Origin of the sequence: Stenotrophomonas sp. JAG2 (assembly GCF_041080745.1) — a bacterium.
GTDB lineage: Bacteria > Pseudomonadota > Gammaproteobacteria > Xanthomonadales > Xanthomonadaceae > Stenotrophomonas > Stenotrophomonas maltophilia_AA.
In genome coordinates this window covers 209,666-228,085 of the sequence record NZ_JBEUMH010000003.1, presented here as the reverse complement: position 1 = coordinate 228,085, position 18,420 = coordinate 209,666, and the positions used below count along the sequence as shown (strand labels likewise).

Genomic DNA, 18,420 nt, shown 5'->3' with positions numbered 1-18,420 from the left:
AAAGGGCGATGCGGATACACAACGAAACGTGTCGTGCGCCGCAGAGATACATCTTGGTACACGGCGAGCATTGAGCCGGCGGTGAACGGTCTTCACAATGCTGACAACGCCGATGCACCGGCCTGCCGAGTTGACGATCATCGTGAAGCCCCGTTTGCCCAGAACCCGCCGTGCCCGCCTCCTGCTGCTGCTCGTGGTCCTCGTCCTGATCGCCGCGATTGTGGCATGGATGCTGCGCAAGCCGACCGCGCCTACGCTGGCGACCTCACCGGTCAGCCGCGGCGACATCGAACAGACGGTGGAAGCCACCGGTGTGATCGACGCCTACAAGCTGGTCAGCGTCGGTGCACAGGCTTCGGGGCAGATCAAATCGCTCAAGGTCCAGCTCGGCGATACCGTCAAGGAGGGCGACCTGATTGCCGAGATCGACGCCACTACCCAGCAGAACCAGGTCCTCAACGCCCAGGCGTCTCTGGACCAGGTCAAGGCCCAGCGCGCGGTGCAGCAGGCCAGCCTGCGCGAAGCCGAGCTCGAATTCGCCCGCCAGCAGCAGATGCTGGCCGCCGAGGCCACCTCGCGCGCCGAGTTCGATGCGGCCGACGCGAAGCTCAAGACCGCACGCGCACAGATCCAGTCGTTCGACGCGCAGATCACCGGCCGCGAAACCGAACTGGGCACCGCCCGCGCCAACCTGGCCTATACCCGCATCACCGCACCCATGGACGGCACCGTGGTCGCGGTGGTCGCCGAGGAAGGCCGTACCGTGAACGCCAACCAGACCGCGCCGACCATCGTGATGCTGGCCCGGCTGGACCTGGTGACGGTGAATGCCGAAGTGTCCGAGGCGGACGTGGTCAAGATCAAGGCCGGGATGCCGGTGTACTTCACCACGCTGGGTGAGCCGGACCGCAGATTCCACGCCACGCTGCGCCAGATCAATCCGGCACCGTCCTCGATCGCCAACGACAGCTCCAGCAGCTCCAGTTCGTCCAGCTCCAGCTCCAGCACCGCGGTCTACTACAACGCCTTGTTCGATGTGGAAAATCCTGACGGCACGTTGCGCATCGACATGACCGCCCAGGTCTCGGTGATGCTCAAGCAGGCCAAGGACGTGCTGATCATCCCCGCCGTCGCGCTTGGTCCGAAGACCCGTGACGGGCAGTACATGGTGCGCGTGGCCGATGCCGATGGCATGCCCACCCCGCGCAAGGTCAAGATCGGCATCAACAACGGCGCCAATGCCGAAGTGCTGTCCGGCCTGGCAGAAGGCGACAAGGTCATCGTCGGCGAAGGCGGCGGCACGCAGGGTGCCGGCGGCGGCAACCGCGGCGGTGGCGGCGTGCGGATCAGCGGCCCCGGCATGGGTGGGCCGCGCCGATGAGCACCGCCACGGGCACGCCGCTGCTGCGGCTGCGCGACCTGCGCCGGGAGTTCCCGGCGGGCGATGAGACCATCGCGGTGCTGCGCGACGTCAATCTGGACATCGCAGCGGGCGAGATGGTGGCCATCGTCGGCCAGTCCGGCTCCGGCAAGTCCACGCTGATGAACATCCTCGGCTGCCTGGACCGGCCCACGCGCGGCAGCTACCAGGTGGCCGGCCGCGAAACCGGCCGCATGCAGCCGGACGAACTGGCCGAGCTGCGCCGCGAACATTTCGGCTTCATTTTCCAGCGCTACCACCTGCTCGGTGATCTGGACGCGCGCGGCAACGTGGCCGTGCCCGCCGTGTATGCAGGCAGCCCCGGCCCGGTGCGCACCGCGCGTGCCGAAGAACTGCTGCAACGGCTGGGGCTGGGCGACCGCATGAACCACACCCCCGGCCAGCTCTCCGGCGGGCAGCAGCAGCGTGTGTCGATCGCGCGCGCACTGATGAACGGCGGCGAAGTGATCCTGGCCGACGAACCGACCGGCGCACTGGACACGAAATCCGGCGAAGAAGTGATGGGCATCCTCGGCGAGCTGCATGCCGAAGGCCACACCATCATCATCGTGACCCACGACATGAGCGTGGCCGAACACGCCCAGCGCATCATCGAAATCCGCGACGGCGAGATCATCGCCGACCGCATCAATCCGAATGCACCGAGCTACCGGGCGCAGCGCCAGCCGACCGTAGCGGCCGGCAAGGGCCACAGCTGGCGGGCAGCACGCGACCGCTTCACCGAAGCGTTCCGCATGGCCCTGCTGGCGATGAACGCCCACCGCCTGCGCACCTTCCTGACCATGCTCGGCATCATCATCGGCATCGCCTCGGTGGTCTCGGTGGTGGCGATGGGCAATGGCTCCCAGCAGCAGATCCTGCAGAACATCAGCGCCCTGGGCACCAACACCATCGACGTCTATCCCGGCCGTGGTTTCGGCGACATGCGTTCGGCCCGGGTGCAGACGCTGAAGGCCAGCGATGCCGATGCACTGGGCCGGCAGAGCTATATCGACAGTGCCACGCCCAGCGTGTCCTCCTCGGTGACCGCGCGCTACCGCAATCAATCGGCCACCGCGCAGGTCAACGGTGTCGGCGAGCAGTTCTTCCGGGTCAAGGGCGTGACCCTGATCGCCGGCAGCTTCTTCGATACCGATGCGGTACGAAGCCTGGCCCAGGTGGCCATCATCGACGAGAACACCCGCACCCAGTTCTTCCCGAATGGCGAAGATCCGGTCGGCCAGGTGATCCTGCTCGGCAACGTGCCGGTGCGCGTGGTCGGTGTCGCGCAGCGGCAGAGCTTCGGCTTCGGCGGCAGCACCAGCCTGAGCGTGTGGGTGCCCTACACCACGGTGATGTCGCGCATGCTCGGCCAGAGCCATGTTTCCAGCATCACCGTGCGCGTGGATGACACCACGCCGATGGATGCGGCACAGGCCGCCATTTCCAAGCTGCTGATCATGCGTCACGGCACCGAGGACTTCTTCCTCAGCAACAGCGCCGAGATCCGCCAGACCATCGAGCAGACCACCCGCACGATGACGCTGCTGATCAGCGCCATCGCCGCGATCGCGCTGCTGGTCGGTGGCATCGGCGTGATGAACATCATGCTGGTCTCGGTGACCGAGCGGACCCGCGAAATCGGCGTGCGCATGGCCGTCGGCGCGCGGCAGAGCGATATCCGCCAGCAGTTCCTGATCGAGGCGGTGCTGGTGTGCCTGCTCGGCGGCCTGCTCGGCGTCGGCCTGTCGCTGGTGGTCGGCTGGCTGTTCGGCAAGTTCGCACCGGACTTCCAGATGCTGTTCTCGACCGCATCCATCGTGGCCGCCTTTGCCTGCTCCAGCCTGATCGGCGTGGCGTTTGGTTTCCTGCCGGCCCGCAATGCCGCCCAACTTGATCCCGTGGAGGCGCTGGCGCGCGAATGAAGATTTCTCCTGCTCTGCTGCACCCTGCGTCACTGCGCCCGCTGGCCCTGGCCTGCGTGACCGCGCTGGCCCTGTCTGGCTGTGTCAGTACCGGCCGCTACCAGGTCGATGCACCGGCGGTCCCGGCCACCTACGGCCGTGGCGATGCCACCTTGAACGCCCCCACCGAGGCCGTCAGCGAACAACCGCATGCGGCATCGGCGGATGTCCGCACCGATGCCTGGTGGACGCAGTTCGGCGACCCCGGCCTGGACCGCGTGATCGATCGTGCCCTGGCCGCCAACACCGATCTGGTCTCGGCCGGATTGGCCGTGCAGCGTGCGCGGCTGCAGGCCGGGTTGGCCGACAACGCCCTGTGGCCGCAGCCCTCGGGCAGCGTCGGCAGCAGCGGCAACCGCCCGATCGACCAGAGCGCGGACTGGAACCGCGGCAGCTCGGCCGGCGTGTCCCTGCAATGGGAGATCGACCTGTGGGGGCGGCTGCGCGCCCAGCGCGACATCGCCCAGTGGGAAGCCCAGGCCAGCCAAGAGGACCTGCAGAACACCGCGCTGCTGGTGATCAGCGACGTGGCCACGCAGTACTGGACGCTGGCGTTCCTCAACCAGTCGATCGCCGCCGGCCAGGCCGACCTGGCGCGGCTGCAGCGCACCCGCGAGCTGGTCCAGGCGCGCTTCGATGCCGGTGCGGTATCGCGGCTGGAAGTGCGCCAGGCCGCGCAGAGCCTGGAAGCACAGCGTGCCGCGCAGAGTGCACTGGAGCAGCAGCGCGTCGCCGCGCGCAATGCGCTGACCGTGCTGCTGGACGGGCAACCGCTGGCGATGGCCGACGAGCCGCAGCAGTTGCAGCGCGTCGGCAGCCCGGTGATCGCCGAAGGCCTGCCGGCCGATCTGCTCGGCCGACGCCCGGACCTGCGCGCGGCCGAGCTGCGCCTGCGCAACAGCCTGAAGACCATCAAGGTCACCGCGACCCAGTACTACCCGGCGCTGAGCCTGACCGGCAGCGTCGGTACCGGTGCCACCTCGCTCTCGGACGTGCTGAAGAATCCGGTCGCCACCTTGGGCGCGGGGCTGTCGCTGCCGTTCCTCAACGTGCGCCAGGCCCAGTTGAACACCCGCCTGGCCGGCACCGACTACCAGATCGCGGCCAACGGGTTTCGCCGCACGCTGTACACCGCGTTGTCGGAAGTGGACAACGCCTTGTCGGCGCGCACCCAGTTCGCCACGCAGGTGGCGGCCTCGCAGGCGTCCTATGACGAAGCGGTGGAGATCGAACGGATGTACGAGGTGCGCTACCGGGTCGGTGCGACCGACCTGCGGACCTGGCTGGAAGCGCAGCAGACCCGGCGCGATGCCGAGCTGTCGCTGGCATCCGTGCGTCAACGGCAGTTGATCAACGATGTGACGTTGTTCAAGGCGCTGGGGGGAAGCGCGGGCTGATCGCCCGCGCCAGGTGCATCACCGGTAGAGCCACGCCATGCGTGGCTGCTTTTCGATCCGGCGCCGCTCAGCCACGCATGGCGTGGCTCTACCCGGGCCTGTGCGCGGCTTACAGCCCGCGCTGACGCACTGCTTCGAACAGGCTCACGCCGGTGGCGACGGAGACGTTGAGGCTCTCGATATCGCCCGGCATCGGAATCTTGACCAGGCCATCGCAGTTCTCGCGGGTCAGGCGGCGCAGGCCGTCGGCTTCGCCGCCCAGCACCAGCGCCACGTTGCCCTTCAGGTCGATCGCGTACAGCGATTCGGTGGCTTCGCCGGCCAGGCCGTAGATCCACACGCCCTGCTTCTGCAGGTCCTTCAGGCAGCGCGAGAGGTTGGTCACCTGCACCACCGGGATGCGGTCGGCCGCGCCCGCCGAGGTCTTGCGCACGGTCGCGTTGACCGAAGCCGACTTGTCCTTGGGAATGATCACCGCCGTGGCACCGGCCGCCGCCGCGCTGCGCAGGCAGGCGCCGAGATTGTGCGGGTCCTGGACTTCATCCAGGATCAGCAGCAGGGCCTTGCCCTCGGCCGCTTCGACCAGCCCTTCCAGCTCGTTCTCGCCCCAGGTCCGTGCGGCCTGGTAGCGCGCGGCCACGCCCTGGTGACGCACCGAACCGCCCACACCGTCCAGCGCCTGGGTGTTCACCTTGCGCACGTCGATGCCCTTGCGGCGTGCGTTTTCCTCGATCTCGGTCAGACGCGGATTCTTCGCACCGGCCTCGATGAGGACCTCGCGGACGTTCTCGGCATCATTCTCGATCGAAGAGGCGACGGCGTTGACGCCGACGATCCACTGGCTTTGCTTGCTCATTGCGGGGGGCGGGACCGGTAAAGGGGTTGGTAATGGTAGAGCATCGAGGCCCACCCTGCCCTGCCGGGCGTTCACGGGGGGCATTCACGGGGGCGCGTTCACCGCCGGCCTTCAGCCCGGCGGCCAGTCCGTGGTGTCGTGGTCCGGGTGCTGGCGAGAGACGATATGCAGCAGGAAGTCCCCGGCCGCAGTGTCCTCCTCGCTGCGCAGCGCGCTGAGCGAGCCCAGCGTATCCACGAACGGCAGCTTGGCCTCGATGCCGTACTGGATCGTCGGCGGCAGACGGGCCGGCTCGTCGAACGCACCGGCCGCCACCGCCACGCCGTCCGGCGCTTCATAGGTCAACGGGGTGCCGCAGTCGGCGCAGAAGCCGCGCTGGACCAGGTTGGACGACGCGAAACGCCGGGGTTCGCCGCGGGTCCAGCGGAAATCGCTGCCGCGCACCGATACCAGGGGGGCGTAGTACGCGCCGAAGGCCTTCTGGCACATCCGGCAATGGCAGATCGAACTGTGGGTCAGCTCACCGACCACATGGAAGCGGATCGCGCCGCACTGGCAGCCGCCGCTGTATTCGGGGAAGGACTGCATGGGATCGCTCCGACGGGGTCCGTGGGAAACAACATGCCTACCCGCGAGGGGCGGGGGGACGGTGTGCCGACCGACGGTCGGCGGGTAAACGATGTGCCGACCAACGGTCGGCACCTACCGCGTACCGGCCGTGGGCCGGTACGCGACGATCAGTACTTCTGCTTCTGGCGCTTGGCCGGCTGGCCGCGCGGCGGCAGTTCGGGCAGGGCATCGTCCTTCTCTTCGACCAGGCGGAAGTCGATCTTGCGCTCTTCCATGCTGGCCTTGAGCACCAGGATCCGCACCCGGTCACCGAGACGGTAGATCTTGCCGCGACGTTCGCCGTTGAGCGTCTTGCGCACTGCGTCGAACTGGTAATAGTCGTGCGGCAGCTGGGTCACGTGGACCAGGCCGTTGACCTTGGACTCATCCAGCTCCACGAACAGGCCGAAACTGGTCACGCCACTGATCACGCCTTCGAACTGGCCACCCACGTGCTTTTCCATCCACGCGGCGCGGTAGCGCTCGTCGACTTCGCGCTCGGCTTCGTCGGCACGGCGCGCACGCTCGGAGCACTGCAGGGCCAAGGCGGCCATCTCACGCGGCGAGTAGGTGAACTTCTCCGGCGCGGCCCCGCTGAGCGCGTGCTTGATCGCACGGTGCACCAGCAGATCGGGGTAACGACGGATCGGCGAGGTGAAGTGGGCGTACGCATCCAGCGCCAGGCCGAAGTGGCCCAGGTTGTCGGGCGAATACACGGCCAGGCTCTGGCTGCGCAGCAGCACCGATTCCAGCAGTGCCGCGTCCGGGCGATCGCGCACCTTCTTGAGCAGCTTGGTGAAATCGGCCGGCTGCACCTTCGACCACGGCGGCAGGCTCAGCTTGAATTCCTTGAGGAACTCGAGCAGATCGGCGTACTTGGACTCCGGCGGGCGCTCATGGTCGCGGAACGGCGCCGGCACCTGCTTGGCCAGCAGGTAGCGTGCGGCCTGCACGTTGGCCGCGATCATGCATTCTTCGATCAGCTTGTGCGCATCGTTGCGCACCATCATCCCGGCTTGGGTGACTTCGCCGGTGTTGTCCAGCACGAAGCGCACTTCGGAGGTTTCAAATTCGATCGCACCGCGGCGGGTACGCGCCTTGGCCAGCACGTGATACAGCTGGTACAGGCGGTCGACCTGCGGCATCAGCGGGCCGATCGCCTTGCGCGCGGCCGGGTCGTTCTCGCCCACCGCTTCCCAGACCTGGTTGTAGGTCAGGCGCGCGTGCGAGTTCATCACCGCTTCGTAGAAACGCGAATGGATGACTTCGCCTTCGCGGTTCACCTGCATGTCGCAGACGAAACACATGCGGTCGACCTTGGGCATCAGCGAGCAGATGCCGTTCGACAGCGTTTCCGGCAGCATCGGCACCACGAACCCGGGGAAGTAGACCGAGGTCGCGCGCTTCTGCGCTTCATCATCCAGCGGCGTACCGGGACGTACGTAATTGGAGACGTCGGCGATCGCCACGACCAGGCGGAAGCCTTCGGCATTCGGTTCGCAGTAGACCGCGTCGTCGAAGTCCTTGGCATCCTCGCCATCGATGGTGACCAGCGGCGTGTTGCGCAGGTCTTCGCGGTGGCCGATCTGTTCGGGGGTGACCACCATCGGCACGGCGGTGGCTTCCGCCAGCACTTCGGCCGGGAACTCGAACGGCAGTTCGTGGCCGTGGATCGCCGTTTCAACCACCAGCGAGGCGGTCAGCTTGTCGCCGAGCACGGCGATGATGCGGCCGATCGGCGGACGACGGGTGTCCGGTGCCTGGGTCAGCTCGCAGACCACCAGCTGGCCGTCGCGGGCATCGCCGGTCTGGTCGGGCGGGATCTGCACATTGCGCTGCACGCGCTTGTCGTCGGGCACCACGTAATTGATGCCGAACTCGACGCTGAAGCGGCCGATCAGGCGGCTCATGCCACGCTCGAGCACGCGCGAAATGCTGGCCTCGCGGCGACCACGACGATCGATGCCGGTCACGTTGACCAGCACGCGGTCGCCATGCAGCACCTTGCGCATCTCGAACGGCGGCAGGAACAGGTCGTCACCGCCCTCGACCGGGCGCAGGAAGCCGAACCCTTCCGGGTTGGCGATCACCACGCCGGTGATCAGGTTGACAGCCTGCAGCGGCGCGAAACCGCCACGGCGGTTCTGCACCAGCTGGCCATCACGGCACATCGCACCCAGGCGCTTGCCCAGGGCATCGGCACGGTCCGGCTCGGTCAGGCCGAGATGGATCGCGATCTCGTCGGCGGTCTGCGGGCCATCGCAGCGGTCGAGCAGCTGCAGGATCGCCTCACGGCTGGCGATCGGCTGCGCATAGCGCTCGGCCTCGCGGGCGGCGAACGGATCCACCTGCACTTCACCATCCAGCGGAGCCGGATGCGGGCGGCGGCGCGTCGGGATTGGCCCGGCATGCGCGGGCTTGGCGCCCCGCTTGTTGCCGCGCGGCGGCTCAGGCGTGTTCAGGGATTCGGGCATCCAGGGGGGCAGCTTGCCGGCTTTCTTGGCGGCAGCGCGGGGGTTGCCCGACGGACCGGCTGCCTTCTTGGGCGCCGGGGACTTGGGGGCTTTCGCGCCCTGGGTCGGTTTCTTTGGTTTCATTGACCTCAATAGTAACCGCTGCGGGTGTGCAGAGTCAGTCAGCGGCACTCCTGTGCAGGATTGTGAAGAAATTTCACAAAACCGTTGACAAGTTTCCCGGACATGCCCAGAATTCGCCCCCTGAGTCGCCCAGGTGGCGGAATTGGTAGACGCACTAGCTTCAGGTGCTAGCGGGGGCAACTTCGTGGAGGTTCGAGTCCTCTCCTGGGCACCATGACTCGGAAAATGATCAAACCCGCGCAAGCGGGTTTTTTCGTTTCTACCGTCCGGGACGCGCCACGCACGATTCGCGCGTCACCGTTGTCGATGACGCTGCATCGCGCGACGACCAAAATTTCCTGCGACATCCTGTTGACACATTCGCGGTTCTCCCGCAGAATTCTCCTCCTGAGTCGCCCAGATGGCGGAATTGGTAGACGCACTAGCTTCAGGTGCTAGCGGGGGCAACTTCGTGGAGGTTCGAGTCCTCTTCTGGGCACCATGACTCAGTAAATGATCAAACCCGCGCAAGCGGGTTTTTTCGTTTCTGCGTCCCGCGCGATGTGCGGGTCATCCAAAGTGCGATGACGCGACGACGGTCGATCGACGAAAAATTTCCCTCGCGATCCTGTTGACACACTCACGGTTCTCCCGCAGAATTCTCCTCCTGAGTCGCCCAGGTGGCGGAATTGGTAGACGCACTAGCTTCAGGTGCTAGCGGGGGCAACTTCGTGGAGGTTCGAGTCCTCTCCTGGGCACCATGACTCAGAAAATGATCAAACCCGCGCAAGCGGGTTTTTTCGTTTCCGGGCCAGGCATGCATGGATACATGCGTACCGCGCGATGCCCGGCACCGCCCCACAACGAAAAAACCCCGCCTTTCAGCGGGGTTTTTTCGTTTCAACGTATCACGTCTTCAGTGCCCGCCGGCCGAGGCCGCACCCGCCCCTGCGCCGAACGGCGGCTTGGCCAGCCACAGGAAAGCGATGATGGCCAGGAAGATCCAGCCCAGCAGGAAGAAGATGTCGTTGAAGCCCATCTGCGAGGCCTGGTGGTTGATCATGTTGTTGAGCGCAGCCGCACCATGCTGCAGGTCGCCCTGCCCCATCGCGGTCACCTGGTCCTGCATGCCCGGGGTGTAGCCGGAGATGTGTTCGGTCAGGTGCGCGTGGTGTTCCTGGGTACGGCGTGCCCACAGCCACGTGGTCAGCGAGGCGGCGAAGCTGCCGCCCAGCGTACGCAGGAAGGTGGCCAGGCCGGAACCGGCGGCGATCTCGCGACCGTCCAGATCCGACAGCAGGATCTGCAGCACCGGCATGAAGAACAACGCCACGCCGATCCCCATGATCAGCTGGATGCCGGCCACATGGCCGAAGTCCACCTGCAGGTTGAAGCCCGAGCGCAGGAAGCTGGTGAACGACAGGAAGATGAAGGCGATCGTGGCCAGCATGCGCATGTCGAACCGGGAGGCGTACTTGCCCACGAACGGCGTCATGATCACCGGCAGCACGCCGATCGGCGCGGTCGCCAGGCCGGCCCAGATCGCGGTGTAGCCCATGTCACGCTGCAACCACTGCGGGATCAGCAGCGCCACGCTGAAGAACGCCGCGTAGGCCACCACCATCGCCAGCGTGCCGGCGCGGAAGTTGCGATGCCGGAACAGGCGCAGATCGACGATGGGATCCTTGTCGGTCAATTCCCAGATCAGGAACACCGCCAGGGCCACCACCGACACGCAGGCCAGCACGACAATCTTGGTCGAACTGAACCAGTCTTCGTCGTTGCCCAGATCGAGCACCAGCTGCAGGGCGCCCACGCCGATCACCAGGGTGATCAGGCCGACGTAATCCATCTTCGGCTTTTCGACGTGTTCGGGGCGCCCCTTGAGCTGGTTGCCCACCACCAGCGCGGCGAAGATGCCCAGCGGCACGTTGATCAGGAAAATCCATTCCCAACTGTAGTTGTCGGTGATCCAGCCCCCGAGGATCGGGCCGGCGATCGGCGCGACCACGGTGATCATCGCCAGCAACGCCAGCGCCTGCCCGCGTTTTTCACGTGGATACAGCGAGACCAGCAGGCTCTGCGTGATCGGGTACATCGGGCCGGCGACGAAGCCCTGGATCGCACGCGACACCACCAGCATGCCCATGCTCTGGGCCAGGCCGCACAGCAGCGAGGCCAGGGTGAAGGCCAGCGTGGCCCAGACGAACAGCTTGGTTTCGCCGAAGCGCCGGCTGAGGTAGCCGGTCAGCGGCAGCGCGATCGCGGTGCTGACCGCGAACGAGGTGATGACCCAGGTGGCCTGCTGCGAACTGGCGCCGAGATTGCCGGCGATGGTCGGCAACGAGACGTTGGCGATGGTGGTGTCCAGGACCTGCATGAACGAGGCCATCGCCAGCCCTGCGGTACACAGGGCGACGTTGGCCGGCCGGAAGGCCGTGCCGGGCGCCGCGGGGGCGCCCGGCGCGGCGGGAGCTTGTGCGGACATGGTGGCCTCAGCTCGCCTTGGCCTGCTGCGGCAGGTTGCTCTGGATGATCTGGTGGATCACATCGTCGGCGCTGTGCAGCTGCTTGGCGTAGACGTCGGTATCGAACACCTGGCCCTTGGCGGTTTCGGTCGGCAGCACGGTGCCCTTCTGGTCGCGCAGGCTCACTTCGGCCTTGATCGACAGACCGATGCGCAGCGGGTGCTCGGCGAGCTGCTTGGCATCGATGGCGATGCGCACCGGCACGCGCTGCACGATCTTGATCCAGTTGCCGCTGGCGTTCTGCGCCGGCAGCAGCGAGAACGCCGAACCGGTGCCCAGGCCGAGGCTGTCGATGCGGCCCTTGTAGGTGACGTCACCGCCGTACAGGTCCGAACGCAGCTCCACTTCCTGGCCCAGGCGCATGTGGCGCAGCTGGGTTTCCTTGAAGTTGGCTTCGACCCACATCTGCTCGGTCGGCACCACGGCCATCAGGGCATTGCCCGGCTGCACGCGCTGGCCGACCTGCACCGAACGACGGGCGACGTAACCGGTGACCGGCGCAACGATGCCGGCGCGGGCATTGTTGAGATAGGCCTGGCGCAGCTGCGCGGCGGCGGCCTGCACGTCCGGCTGGGTCGCGATCACGGTGTCATCGACCAGCGCGTTGCTGCGCTCGAAGGTCTCGCGCGAGCCGGCCACGGCGGCTTCGGCAGCGGCCAGTTCGGTGCGGGCATGCGCCAGTTCTTCGTTGGAGATCGCGCCGGTGTTGGCCAGATCCTTACGACGGTTGAAGTCCTCGCGCACGCGCTTCAGGGTGACCTGGCGCGCGTTCAATTCGGCCTGGGCGCCTTCCACGCTGCGGTACAGACCGCGCACCTGGCGGACCGTCTTGGCGAGGTTGGCTTCGGCCTGCTGCAGGGCGACTTCGGTATCGGCCGGGTCCAGCTGGACCAGCAGCTGGCCACGCTCGACGCGCATGCCGTCATCGGCGTTGATCCCGACCACGGTGCCGCTGATCAGCGGGGTGATCTGGACCTGGTTGCCCTGCACGTAGGCATCGTCGGTTTCTTCGAACCAGCGGCCGAACATGAAGTACCACAGGGCCAGCGCGGCCAGCAGCAGCACGACGATGACCAGCAGGCCGCGCAGCAGCTTGCCGCGACGGGAGGGAGCTGCCTTCTCGGCAGCGGGGGCGGAGGTCTGACTCATGGGGATGACTCTCAGGAATGCGGGGATTCGGGGGTGGCGGCGACCGTGGCGGCGTCGCTGGTCGGGGTGAAACCACCGCCCAACGCCTGGCTCAGGCGGACCGAAACAAGGATCTGACGCGACTGCAGGCTGGCCAGCCGCTGCTGGGACACCAGCAACTGCTCTTCGACACTGAGCACGTCCAGGTAGCTTCCGATGCCGGCGCGGTAGCGCTGCTCCGCCAGGTCATGGGCGGCGCGCGCGGTGCTGACGGCCTGGGCCTGGGCACTGGCCTGGTCGGCCAGCGAACGCACCGCGTTGACCTGGTCGGCGACGTCACGCAGCGCATTGACCACGGACTGGTTGTAATCGGCCACGGCCAGGTCGTACTGCGCGTCGGTCTTGCCCAGGTTGGCGCGCAGGCGGCCGCCGTCGAAGATCGGCAGGCTCAGCGCCGGGCCGAGGAAGGCGAACGTCGAGCCACTCTTGAGCAGCTGGTCCACTTCACTGGAGACCACGCCGCCCAGGGCGGTCAGGTTGAGACTGGGGTAGAACGCGGCCTTGGCCGCGTGGATCTCGCGGTTGGCCGCCTCCACGCGCCAGCGCGCGGCGACGATGTCCGGGCGACGACCGAGCAGTTCGCTCGGCAGCACGCCGGGCAGCTGCAGCGCCAAGGGGTTCAGCATCTGCGGGCGTTCGATCTGCAGGCCACGGTCCGGGCCCTGCCCGACCAGCGCGGCGAGCGCAGTGCGGGCTTCATCGATCTGCTGCTGCGCGGCCTGCTGTTGCTGCTGCGCGGCCGGGATGCGGGCCTCGGCCTGGCGGGTCTGCAGGTCGCTGTCGATGCCTGCGGCGCGACGCTGGCGGGTCAGGTCCAGGGTCTTCTGCGAGCGCGCCAGTTCTTCGCTGGCCACGTCGTGCAGTGTCCACGCGTAGCCCAGCTGCGCGTACGCCTCGGCGATGGCGGCGGAGAGATTCAGGCGCGCGGCCTGGGCGTCCACTTCCGCGGCGTGACCGCTGTCCACGGCGGCTTCCCAGGCGGCACGCTTGCCGCCCCACAGGTCGATGCCGTAGCTGAAGCTCAGGTAGGTCTGGCCGCTGCCGGCGTAGCTGCCACCGAGTTCGTCACCGACCATCGATTCGGGCAGGCGCACGCCGGTGTAGCCGCCGGAGGCGGACACGCTGGGCAGGCGATCGGCGCGGGCGGTGCCGATCTGGGCACGGGCCTGGCGCAGGCGCGCATCGGCCGCCTCCAGCCCGGGATTGCGCTGCAGGCCTTCGGCGATCAGGGCGTCAAGCTGGGGGTCGCCCAGCGCGCGCCACCAGTCGGTGGCCGGCCAACCGGGCTGGCTCAGGCCGTTGGCGGCCAGGGTGCGCTGGGTCTGCAGGCTGTCTGCGTCGAGCAGACGACCCTGCGGCTCCAGGCCGCGGCTGCTGGCACACGCGGCCAGCGCAAGCGCCAGCGCGGAGACCAGCACCGGCCGCAGCGGGCGCAGTGGATGAGAGCGTTCAAACATGGAAGTCATGGCGTTACCAGTGAGTCGCGTACACGGGTCATGAGGGAAAGCAGCTGCGCGCGTTCGTCCGAAGACAGATCACGCATTGCGTCGTCGATGGTCTGGTCCCCGCGCTGTTTGAGGCGGGCCCACAACTGGCGGCCCGGCTCGGTCAGCACGATCTGCAGTGCCCGCCGGTCCTGGGCATGCGGCTCGCGCCGCACGCAATCCAGGGCTTCCAGCTTGTCCAGCAGGCGGGTCACCGCGCTCGGCACCTGGTCCAGGGCCTGGGCCAACTCGTTGGCGGTGCACGGGGCACGGGCCGCGAGCACCTTCAGGCCGAGATAGTGGGTGAAGCCAATACCGAGGTTTTCCTCGGCCATCGACGTGTCTAGCTGACGGACCAGGCCATCGCGCACTTGGCGCAGCAGGAGTCCGAAGCTGGGGGGATGGGCATCAGGGCAGATCATGGGTGAGCATTCTCTTCCAAAAAATATATTTCTCAATAGAAATATTCAATCTGGAACCAAATGCTGTGTTGCAACAATCAGAACAATGGGCAGGTCGCTACCTTAATGGCGCCCTGGACTGGCCCGGTATTACAATTTGGACAATGGATAACACTTTCAGGCCAGAGCGCGAGACCGACGCCACCCAGATGATCCGCAACCAGGTCTTGGACTGGTTCGAGCGGGACGATGGACTGGGCGTGCTCGGCTTCCGGATCGAGAGCGCCCGCGGGCTGGACCGGGAGATCGACTGGCACCAGCACCGGCGCGCACAGCTGATCTGCGTGGAGGCGGGCCTGCTCACCACCCGCACCCGCCATGGCACCTGGTCGCTGCCGCCCGGCTGCGCCGGCTGGATGCCGCCGGGAGAGCCGCACACCGTGGATATCTGTGGGCCGCTGCGGGGCTGGGGCATCATCGTCAGCGCGGCGATGGCCCACGACCTGCCCGACGAGCCCTGCGTGGTGGCCATTTCCGATCTGCTGCAGGCCTTGTCGCTGCGGGTCACCGCGTGGGTGCCGGCGGCCGAACCCAGCCTGCGCCAGCAGCACATGATCGAGGTCCTGCTGGACGAAATCCGCAATGCCCCGCGCCAGCGCATGCATCTGCCGATGCCGCAGGACCGGCGCCTGCTGCGGATCGCCTCGCAGCTGATCGCCGATCCGGCCGACGGCCGCAGCCTGGAGCAATGGGCCCAGTGGGCGGGCCTGTCGCCGCGTACACTGACCCGGCACTTCCGCGATGAAACCACGCTCAGCTTCGCCCAGTGGCGCCAGCAGGCCCGGTTGGCCGAGGGCCTGCGCCGCCTGTCCGATGGCCAGAGCGTGTCCGACATCGCGCACGAACTGGGGTTCAGCAGCCCCAGCGCCTTCGTCACGGTGTTCCGCCGCCACTTCGGCAGCCCGCCCGGGCGCTATCTGGCGCGCAGCGGGCACCCCCTGAACCCATCACGCGGCTTGGCATCCCCGGCCGCATCCGGATAATCATCCGCCTGCGAGGGCGACAGCCGTCGCCGTCCCTTGCCACAGGTAACAATCCCGCATGACCGATCTTGCCCGCCCCGCGTTCCACGGCTTTGAACAGCTGCCCCTGCGCGAGTACGCCGAACGGGCGTACCTGGACTATTCGATGTACGTGGTGCTCGACCGCGCACTGCCGTTCCTCGGCGACGGCCTCAAGCCGGTGCAGCGCCGCATCATCTACGCGATGAGCGAGCTGGGTCTGAACGCGTCCTCCAAGCCGAAGAAGTCCGCGCGTACCGTCGGTGACGTGATCGGCAAGTACCATCCCCACGGCGACAGCGCCTGCTACGAAGCGCTGGTGCTGATGGCCCAGCCCTTCTCGTACCGCTACCCGCTGATCGAAGGCCAGGGCAACTTCGGCTCGACCGACGATCCCAAGTCGTTCGCGGCGATGCGTTACACCGAGTCCAAGCTGACCCCGATCGCCGAAGTGCTGCTGGGCGAGATCAACCAGGGCACCACCGACTGGACCCCGAACTTCGACGGCACCCTCGAAGAGCCGACCTGGATGCCGGCGCGCCTGCCGCACCTGCTGCTCAACGGCACCACCGGCATCGCCGTCGGCATGGCCACCGACGTGCCGCCGCACAACCTCAACGAGATCGTCAGCGCGCTGCTGCACCTGCTCGACGATCCCGATGCCACGGTCACCGACCTGTGCGAGCACGTGAAGGGCCCGGACTACCCGAGCTTCGCCGAGATCATCACCCCGATCGCCGATCTGCGCACCATGTACGAGACCGGCTACGGCAGCGTGCGGGCGCGCTCCACCTTCCTGAAGGAGAACGGCAACATCGTGATCAACGCGCTGCCGTTCCAGGTATCGCCGTCGAAGGTGATCGAGCAGATCGCCGCGCAGATGCGCGCCAAGAAGCTGCCGTGGCTGGAGGACATCCGCGATGAGTCCGACCATGCCAACCCGGTGCGCGTGGTGCTGGTGCCGCGCTCCAACCGCGTGGACGCCGAGCAGTTGATGGGCCACCTGTTCGCCACCACCGACCTGGAGCGCAGCTACCGGGTCAACCTCAACGTGATCGGGCTGGACGGCCGCCCGCAGGTCAAGAACCTCAAGACCCTGCTCAGCGAATGGCTGCAGTTCCGCAGCACCACCGTGACCCGCCGCCTCAACCACCGCCTGCAGAAGGTCGAGCGCCGCCTGCACATGTTGGACGGCTTGCTGGTCGCCTTCCTCAACCTGGATGAAGTGATCCACATCATCCGCACCGAGGACGAAGCCAAGCCGGCGCTGATCGCGCGCTTCGCGCTGAGCGAGGAACAGGCCGAGTACATCCTGGAAACCAAGCTGAAGCAGCTGGCCCGCCTGGAAGAAATGAAGATCCGCGGCGAGCAGGACGAGCTGGCCAAGGAACGCGACAAGATCGTCGGCATCCTGGAGAGCAAGGCCAAGCTGAAGAAGCTGATCCGCGACGAGCTGGTGGCCGATGCGAAGAAGTTCGGCGATGACCGTCGCTCGCCGCTGGTGCAGCGTGGCGCGGCGCAGGCCATCGACGAGACCGAGCTGGTACCGAGCGAACCGATGACGGTGGTGCTCTCGGAGAAGGGCTGGATCCGTGCGGCCAAGGGCCACGACATGGACCCGTCCACCCTGTCCTACCGCGATGGCGATGCGCTGCTCGGTTCCGTGCGCGCACGCAGCACGCAGCAGGTGGCATTCCTGGACAGCGAGGGCCGTGCGTACTCGACTCTGATCCACACCCTGCCCTCGGCCCGTGGCAACGGCGAGCCGCTGACCGGTCGCTTCTCGCCGGCCCCGGGCAGCGCCTTCATGACGCTGGCCAGTGGCGAGAACAACACGCGCTTCGTGCTGGCGTCCACCCACGGCTATGGCTTCGTGACCCGCTTCGAGAACCTCACCGGCCGCAACAAGGCCGGCAAGGCGATGCTCAACCTGACCTCCGGTTCCAAGGTGCTGACCCCGGCCGTGGTCGCCAATCCGGAGACGGACCGCATCGTGGCCGTGACCAGCTCGGGCAACCTGCTGGCGATCGCCGCCAGCGACCTGCCGGAACTGGACAAGGGCAAGGGCAACAAGATCATCGACATCCCCAAGGCCAAGCTCGCCACCGAGCGCGTGGTCGCGGTGGTGTCGGTGGCGCCGGGCAACACGCTGCTGGTGCGCAGCGGCCAGCGCACGATGAACCTGTCCTTCAAGGACCTGGACACCTACCTGGGGACCCGCGCCACCCGCGGCCATCTGCTGCCGCGTGGCTGGCAGAAGGTGGAAGGCCTGGCGGTGGAATAAGGGTCCAGCGTCGACGTGGATCGGAACGGCCGGGGAAACCCGGCCGTTTTCTTTTGCGCCCACAGAAAAGGCCGGGTTTCCCCGGCCTCTCTGTTCGAATCAACGTCGGCTGGCTGGCGAGGGCTGGCTGGCGCGCAGAACCCGATGCCGCACTCAATGCGCGGCCGTACCCTTCGCATCCATCTTGCTGGTCTGGTACAGCGCCAGGCCGATCCGCTTGATCAGGCCAAGCTGCTGCTCCAGCCACCAGGCGTGGTCTTCTTCGGTGTCCTTCAATTGGACCAGCAGCATGTCGCGGCTGACGTAGTCCTGGTGCTGTTCGCACAGCTTCATGCCGGCAGCCAGGTTGTTGCGGACGCTGTACTCGGTGTCCAGGTCCTTCTGCAGCATCTCTTCCACGGTCACGCCGGGCTCGAACACATGCGGGCGCATGTCCGGGTCGCCGCCGAGGAAGAGGATGCGGCGCAGCAACGCATCGGCGTGCTGGGTCTCTTCTTCCATTTCGTGGTTGAGGCGCTCATAGAGCGCGAACAGGCCCTGGTCTTCGTAGCGGCGCGAATGGATGAAGTACTGGTCGCGCGCGGCCAACTCGCCGCGTAGCAGTTCCTTCAAGCAGGCGATGACGTCCGGGTTGCCTTTCATGGGGGTGCTC

General features: G+C 66.9%; 13 protein-coding genes and 3 tRNA genes. 8 read left to right on the top strand and 8 right to left on the bottom strand.

Going from position 1 to position 18,420, the window contains the following annotated elements; translation table 11 throughout:
* Positions 1 to 112 precede the first annotated feature (112 nt).
* The 3 genes from AB9O74_RS05140 to AB9O74_RS05130 are packed head-to-tail and all read left to right on the top strand — an operon-like array spanning position 113 to position 4,781.
* On the top strand, positions 113 to 1,381 hold the full coding sequence (locus AB9O74_RS05140; RefSeq protein WP_369348660.1) for an efflux RND transporter periplasmic adaptor subunit: 1,269 nt from the start codon (positions 113 to 115) through the stop codon (positions 1,379 to 1,381).
* Positions 1,378 to 3,345, top strand: coding sequence for a MacB family efflux pump subunit (locus tag AB9O74_RS05135; protein WP_346478528.1), 1,968 nt, complete (start codon positions 1,378 to 1,380; stop codon positions 3,343 to 3,345). Before AB9O74_RS05140 ends, AB9O74_RS05135 begins: the two co-directional genes overlap by 4 nt.
* Complete coding sequence (locus AB9O74_RS05130; protein WP_369348659.1) at positions 3,342 to 4,781, top strand: efflux transporter outer membrane subunit; 1,440 nt, start codon at positions 3,342 to 3,344, stop codon at positions 4,779 to 4,781. Before AB9O74_RS05135 ends, AB9O74_RS05130 begins: the two co-directional genes overlap by 4 nt.
* A 109-nt stretch (positions 4,782 to 4,890) precedes the next feature.
* Here the strand turns inward: AB9O74_RS05130 and rlmB are convergent, their stop codons facing one another.
* The 3 genes from rlmB to rnr form a co-directional block, all read right to left on the bottom strand.
* Positions 4,891 to 5,637, bottom strand: a complete 747-nt coding sequence (rlmB, locus tag AB9O74_RS05125; protein WP_176989936.1) for a 23S rRNA (guanosine(2251)-2'-O)-methyltransferase RlmB — start codon at positions 5,635 to 5,637, stop codon at positions 4,891 to 4,893.
* A 111-nt stretch (positions 5,638 to 5,748) separates the two neighbouring features.
* Positions 5,749 to 6,225, bottom strand: a complete 477-nt coding sequence (locus AB9O74_RS05120; protein WP_369348658.1) for a GFA family protein — start codon at positions 6,223 to 6,225, stop codon at positions 5,749 to 5,751.
* Between the two features lie 149 nt (positions 6,226 to 6,374).
* Complete coding sequence (rnr, locus tag AB9O74_RS05115; protein ID WP_369348657.1) at positions 6,375 to 8,843, bottom strand: ribonuclease R; 2,469 nt, start codon at positions 8,841 to 8,843, stop codon at positions 6,375 to 6,377.
* 127 nt (positions 8,844 to 8,970) lie between these two features.
* Here rnr and AB9O74_RS05110 point away from each other — a divergent pair.
* The 3 genes from AB9O74_RS05110 to AB9O74_RS05100 all read left to right on the top strand — a co-directional run bounded on the left by AB9O74_RS05110 (position 8,971) and on the right by AB9O74_RS05100 (position 9,583).
* Positions 8,971 to 9,057, top strand: a tRNA-Leu gene (locus AB9O74_RS05110).
* A gap of 180 nt (positions 9,058 to 9,237) precedes the next feature.
* A tRNA-Leu gene (locus tag AB9O74_RS05105) sits at positions 9,238 to 9,324 on the top strand.
* A gap of 172 nt (positions 9,325 to 9,496) precedes the next feature.
* Positions 9,497 to 9,583, top strand: a tRNA-Leu gene (locus tag AB9O74_RS05100).
* A 155-nt stretch (positions 9,584 to 9,738) separates the two neighbouring features.
* On the opposite strand, the gene AB9O74_RS05095 is transcribed toward AB9O74_RS05100, so the two are convergent.
* From AB9O74_RS05095 to AB9O74_RS05080, 4 genes are read right to left on the bottom strand one after another with little or no spacing between them, the layout of a single operon-like run.
* A complete protein-coding gene (locus AB9O74_RS05095; RefSeq protein ID WP_176989939.1) occupies positions 9,739 to 11,310 on the bottom strand; it encodes a DHA2 family efflux MFS transporter permease subunit in 1,572 nt (523 codons plus the stop codon).
* Positions 11,311 to 11,317: 7 nt separating this feature from the next.
* Positions 11,318 to 12,499 carry a multidrug efflux MFS transporter periplasmic adaptor subunit EmrA gene (gene emrA, locus AB9O74_RS05090; RefSeq protein WP_346478525.1) on the bottom strand — a complete coding sequence of 394 codons (1,182 nt, stop codon included), beginning with the start codon at positions 12,497 to 12,499 and terminating at the stop codon, positions 11,318 to 11,320.
* An 11-nt stretch (positions 12,500 to 12,510) separates the two neighbouring features.
* Entirely contained in the window at positions 12,511 to 13,995 is a 1,485-nt protein-coding gene (locus AB9O74_RS05085; RefSeq protein WP_369348656.1) for an efflux transporter outer membrane subunit, read from the bottom strand.
* Positions 13,996 to 14,000: 5 nt separating this feature from the next.
* Positions 14,001 to 14,444 carry a MarR family winged helix-turn-helix transcriptional regulator gene (locus AB9O74_RS05080; protein WP_019184373.1) on the bottom strand — a complete coding sequence of 148 codons (444 nt, stop codon included), beginning with the start codon at positions 14,442 to 14,444 and terminating at the stop codon, positions 14,001 to 14,003.
* 143 nt (positions 14,445 to 14,587) lie between these two features.
* On the opposite strand from AB9O74_RS05080, the gene AB9O74_RS05075 reads away from it, so the two are divergent.
* Entirely contained in the window at positions 14,588 to 15,466 is an 879-nt protein-coding gene (locus AB9O74_RS05075) for a helix-turn-helix domain-containing protein (RefSeq protein WP_179459359.1), read from the top strand.
* Between the two features lie 58 nt (positions 15,467 to 15,524).
* Positions 15,525 to 17,768, top strand: a complete 2,244-nt coding sequence (gene parC / locus AB9O74_RS05070; RefSeq protein WP_346490236.1) for a DNA topoisomerase IV subunit A — start codon at positions 15,525 to 15,527, stop codon at positions 17,766 to 17,768.
* A 153-nt stretch (positions 17,769 to 17,921) separates the two neighbouring features.
* Here parC and bfr read toward each other — a convergent pair whose 3' ends face one another.
* The gene (gene bfr, locus AB9O74_RS05065) at positions 17,922 to 18,410 is read right to left on the bottom strand and encodes a bacterioferritin (RefSeq protein ID WP_176989944.1); all 489 of its coding nucleotides are present in this window, start codon (positions 18,408 to 18,410) and stop codon (positions 17,922 to 17,924) included.
* Positions 18,411 to 18,420 lie beyond the last annotated feature (10 nt).

Bases quoted from the DNA above. Each gene is read 5' to 3' on its own strand.
- AB9O74_RS05140 (WP_369348660.1), top strand. From the start codon at position 113: ATGCACCGGCCTGCCGAGTTGACGATCATCGTGAAGCCCCGTTTGCCC.
- AB9O74_RS05135 (WP_346478528.1), top strand. From the start codon at position 1,378: ATGAGCACCGCCACGGGCACGCCGCTGCTGCGGCTGCGCGACCTGCGC.
- AB9O74_RS05130 (WP_369348659.1), top strand. From the start codon at position 3,342: ATGAAGATTTCTCCTGCTCTGCTGCACCCTGCGTCACTGCGCCCGCTG.
- rlmB (WP_176989936.1), bottom strand. From the start codon at position 5,637: ATGAGCAAGCAAAGCCAGTGGATCGTCGGCGTCAACGCCGTCGCCTCT.
- AB9O74_RS05120 (WP_369348658.1), bottom strand. From the start codon at position 6,225: ATGCAGTCCTTCCCCGAATACAGCGGCGGCTGCCAGTGCGGCGCGATC.
- rnr (WP_369348657.1), bottom strand. From the start codon at position 8,843: ATGAAACCAAAGAAACCGACCCAGGGCGCGAAAGCCCCCAAGTCCCCG.
- AB9O74_RS05095 (WP_176989939.1), bottom strand. From the start codon at position 11,310: ATGTCCGCACAAGCTCCCGCCGCGCCGGGCGCCCCCGCGGCGCCCGGC.
- emrA (WP_346478525.1), bottom strand. From the start codon at position 12,499: ATGAGTCAGACCTCCGCCCCCGCTGCCGAGAAGGCAGCTCCCTCCCGT.
- AB9O74_RS05085 (WP_369348656.1), bottom strand. From the start codon at position 13,995: ATGTTTGAACGCTCTCATCCACTGCGCCCGCTGCGGCCGGTGCTGGTC.
- AB9O74_RS05080 (WP_019184373.1), bottom strand. From the start codon at position 14,444: ATGATCTGCCCTGATGCCCATCCCCCCAGCTTCGGACTCCTGCTGCGC.
- AB9O74_RS05075 (WP_179459359.1), top strand. From the start codon at position 14,588: ATGGATAACACTTTCAGGCCAGAGCGCGAGACCGACGCCACCCAGATG.
- parC (WP_346490236.1), top strand. From the start codon at position 15,525: ATGACCGATCTTGCCCGCCCCGCGTTCCACGGCTTTGAACAGCTGCCC.
- bfr (WP_176989944.1), bottom strand. From the start codon at position 18,410: ATGAAAGGCAACCCGGACGTCATCGCCTGCTTGAAGGAACTGCTACGC.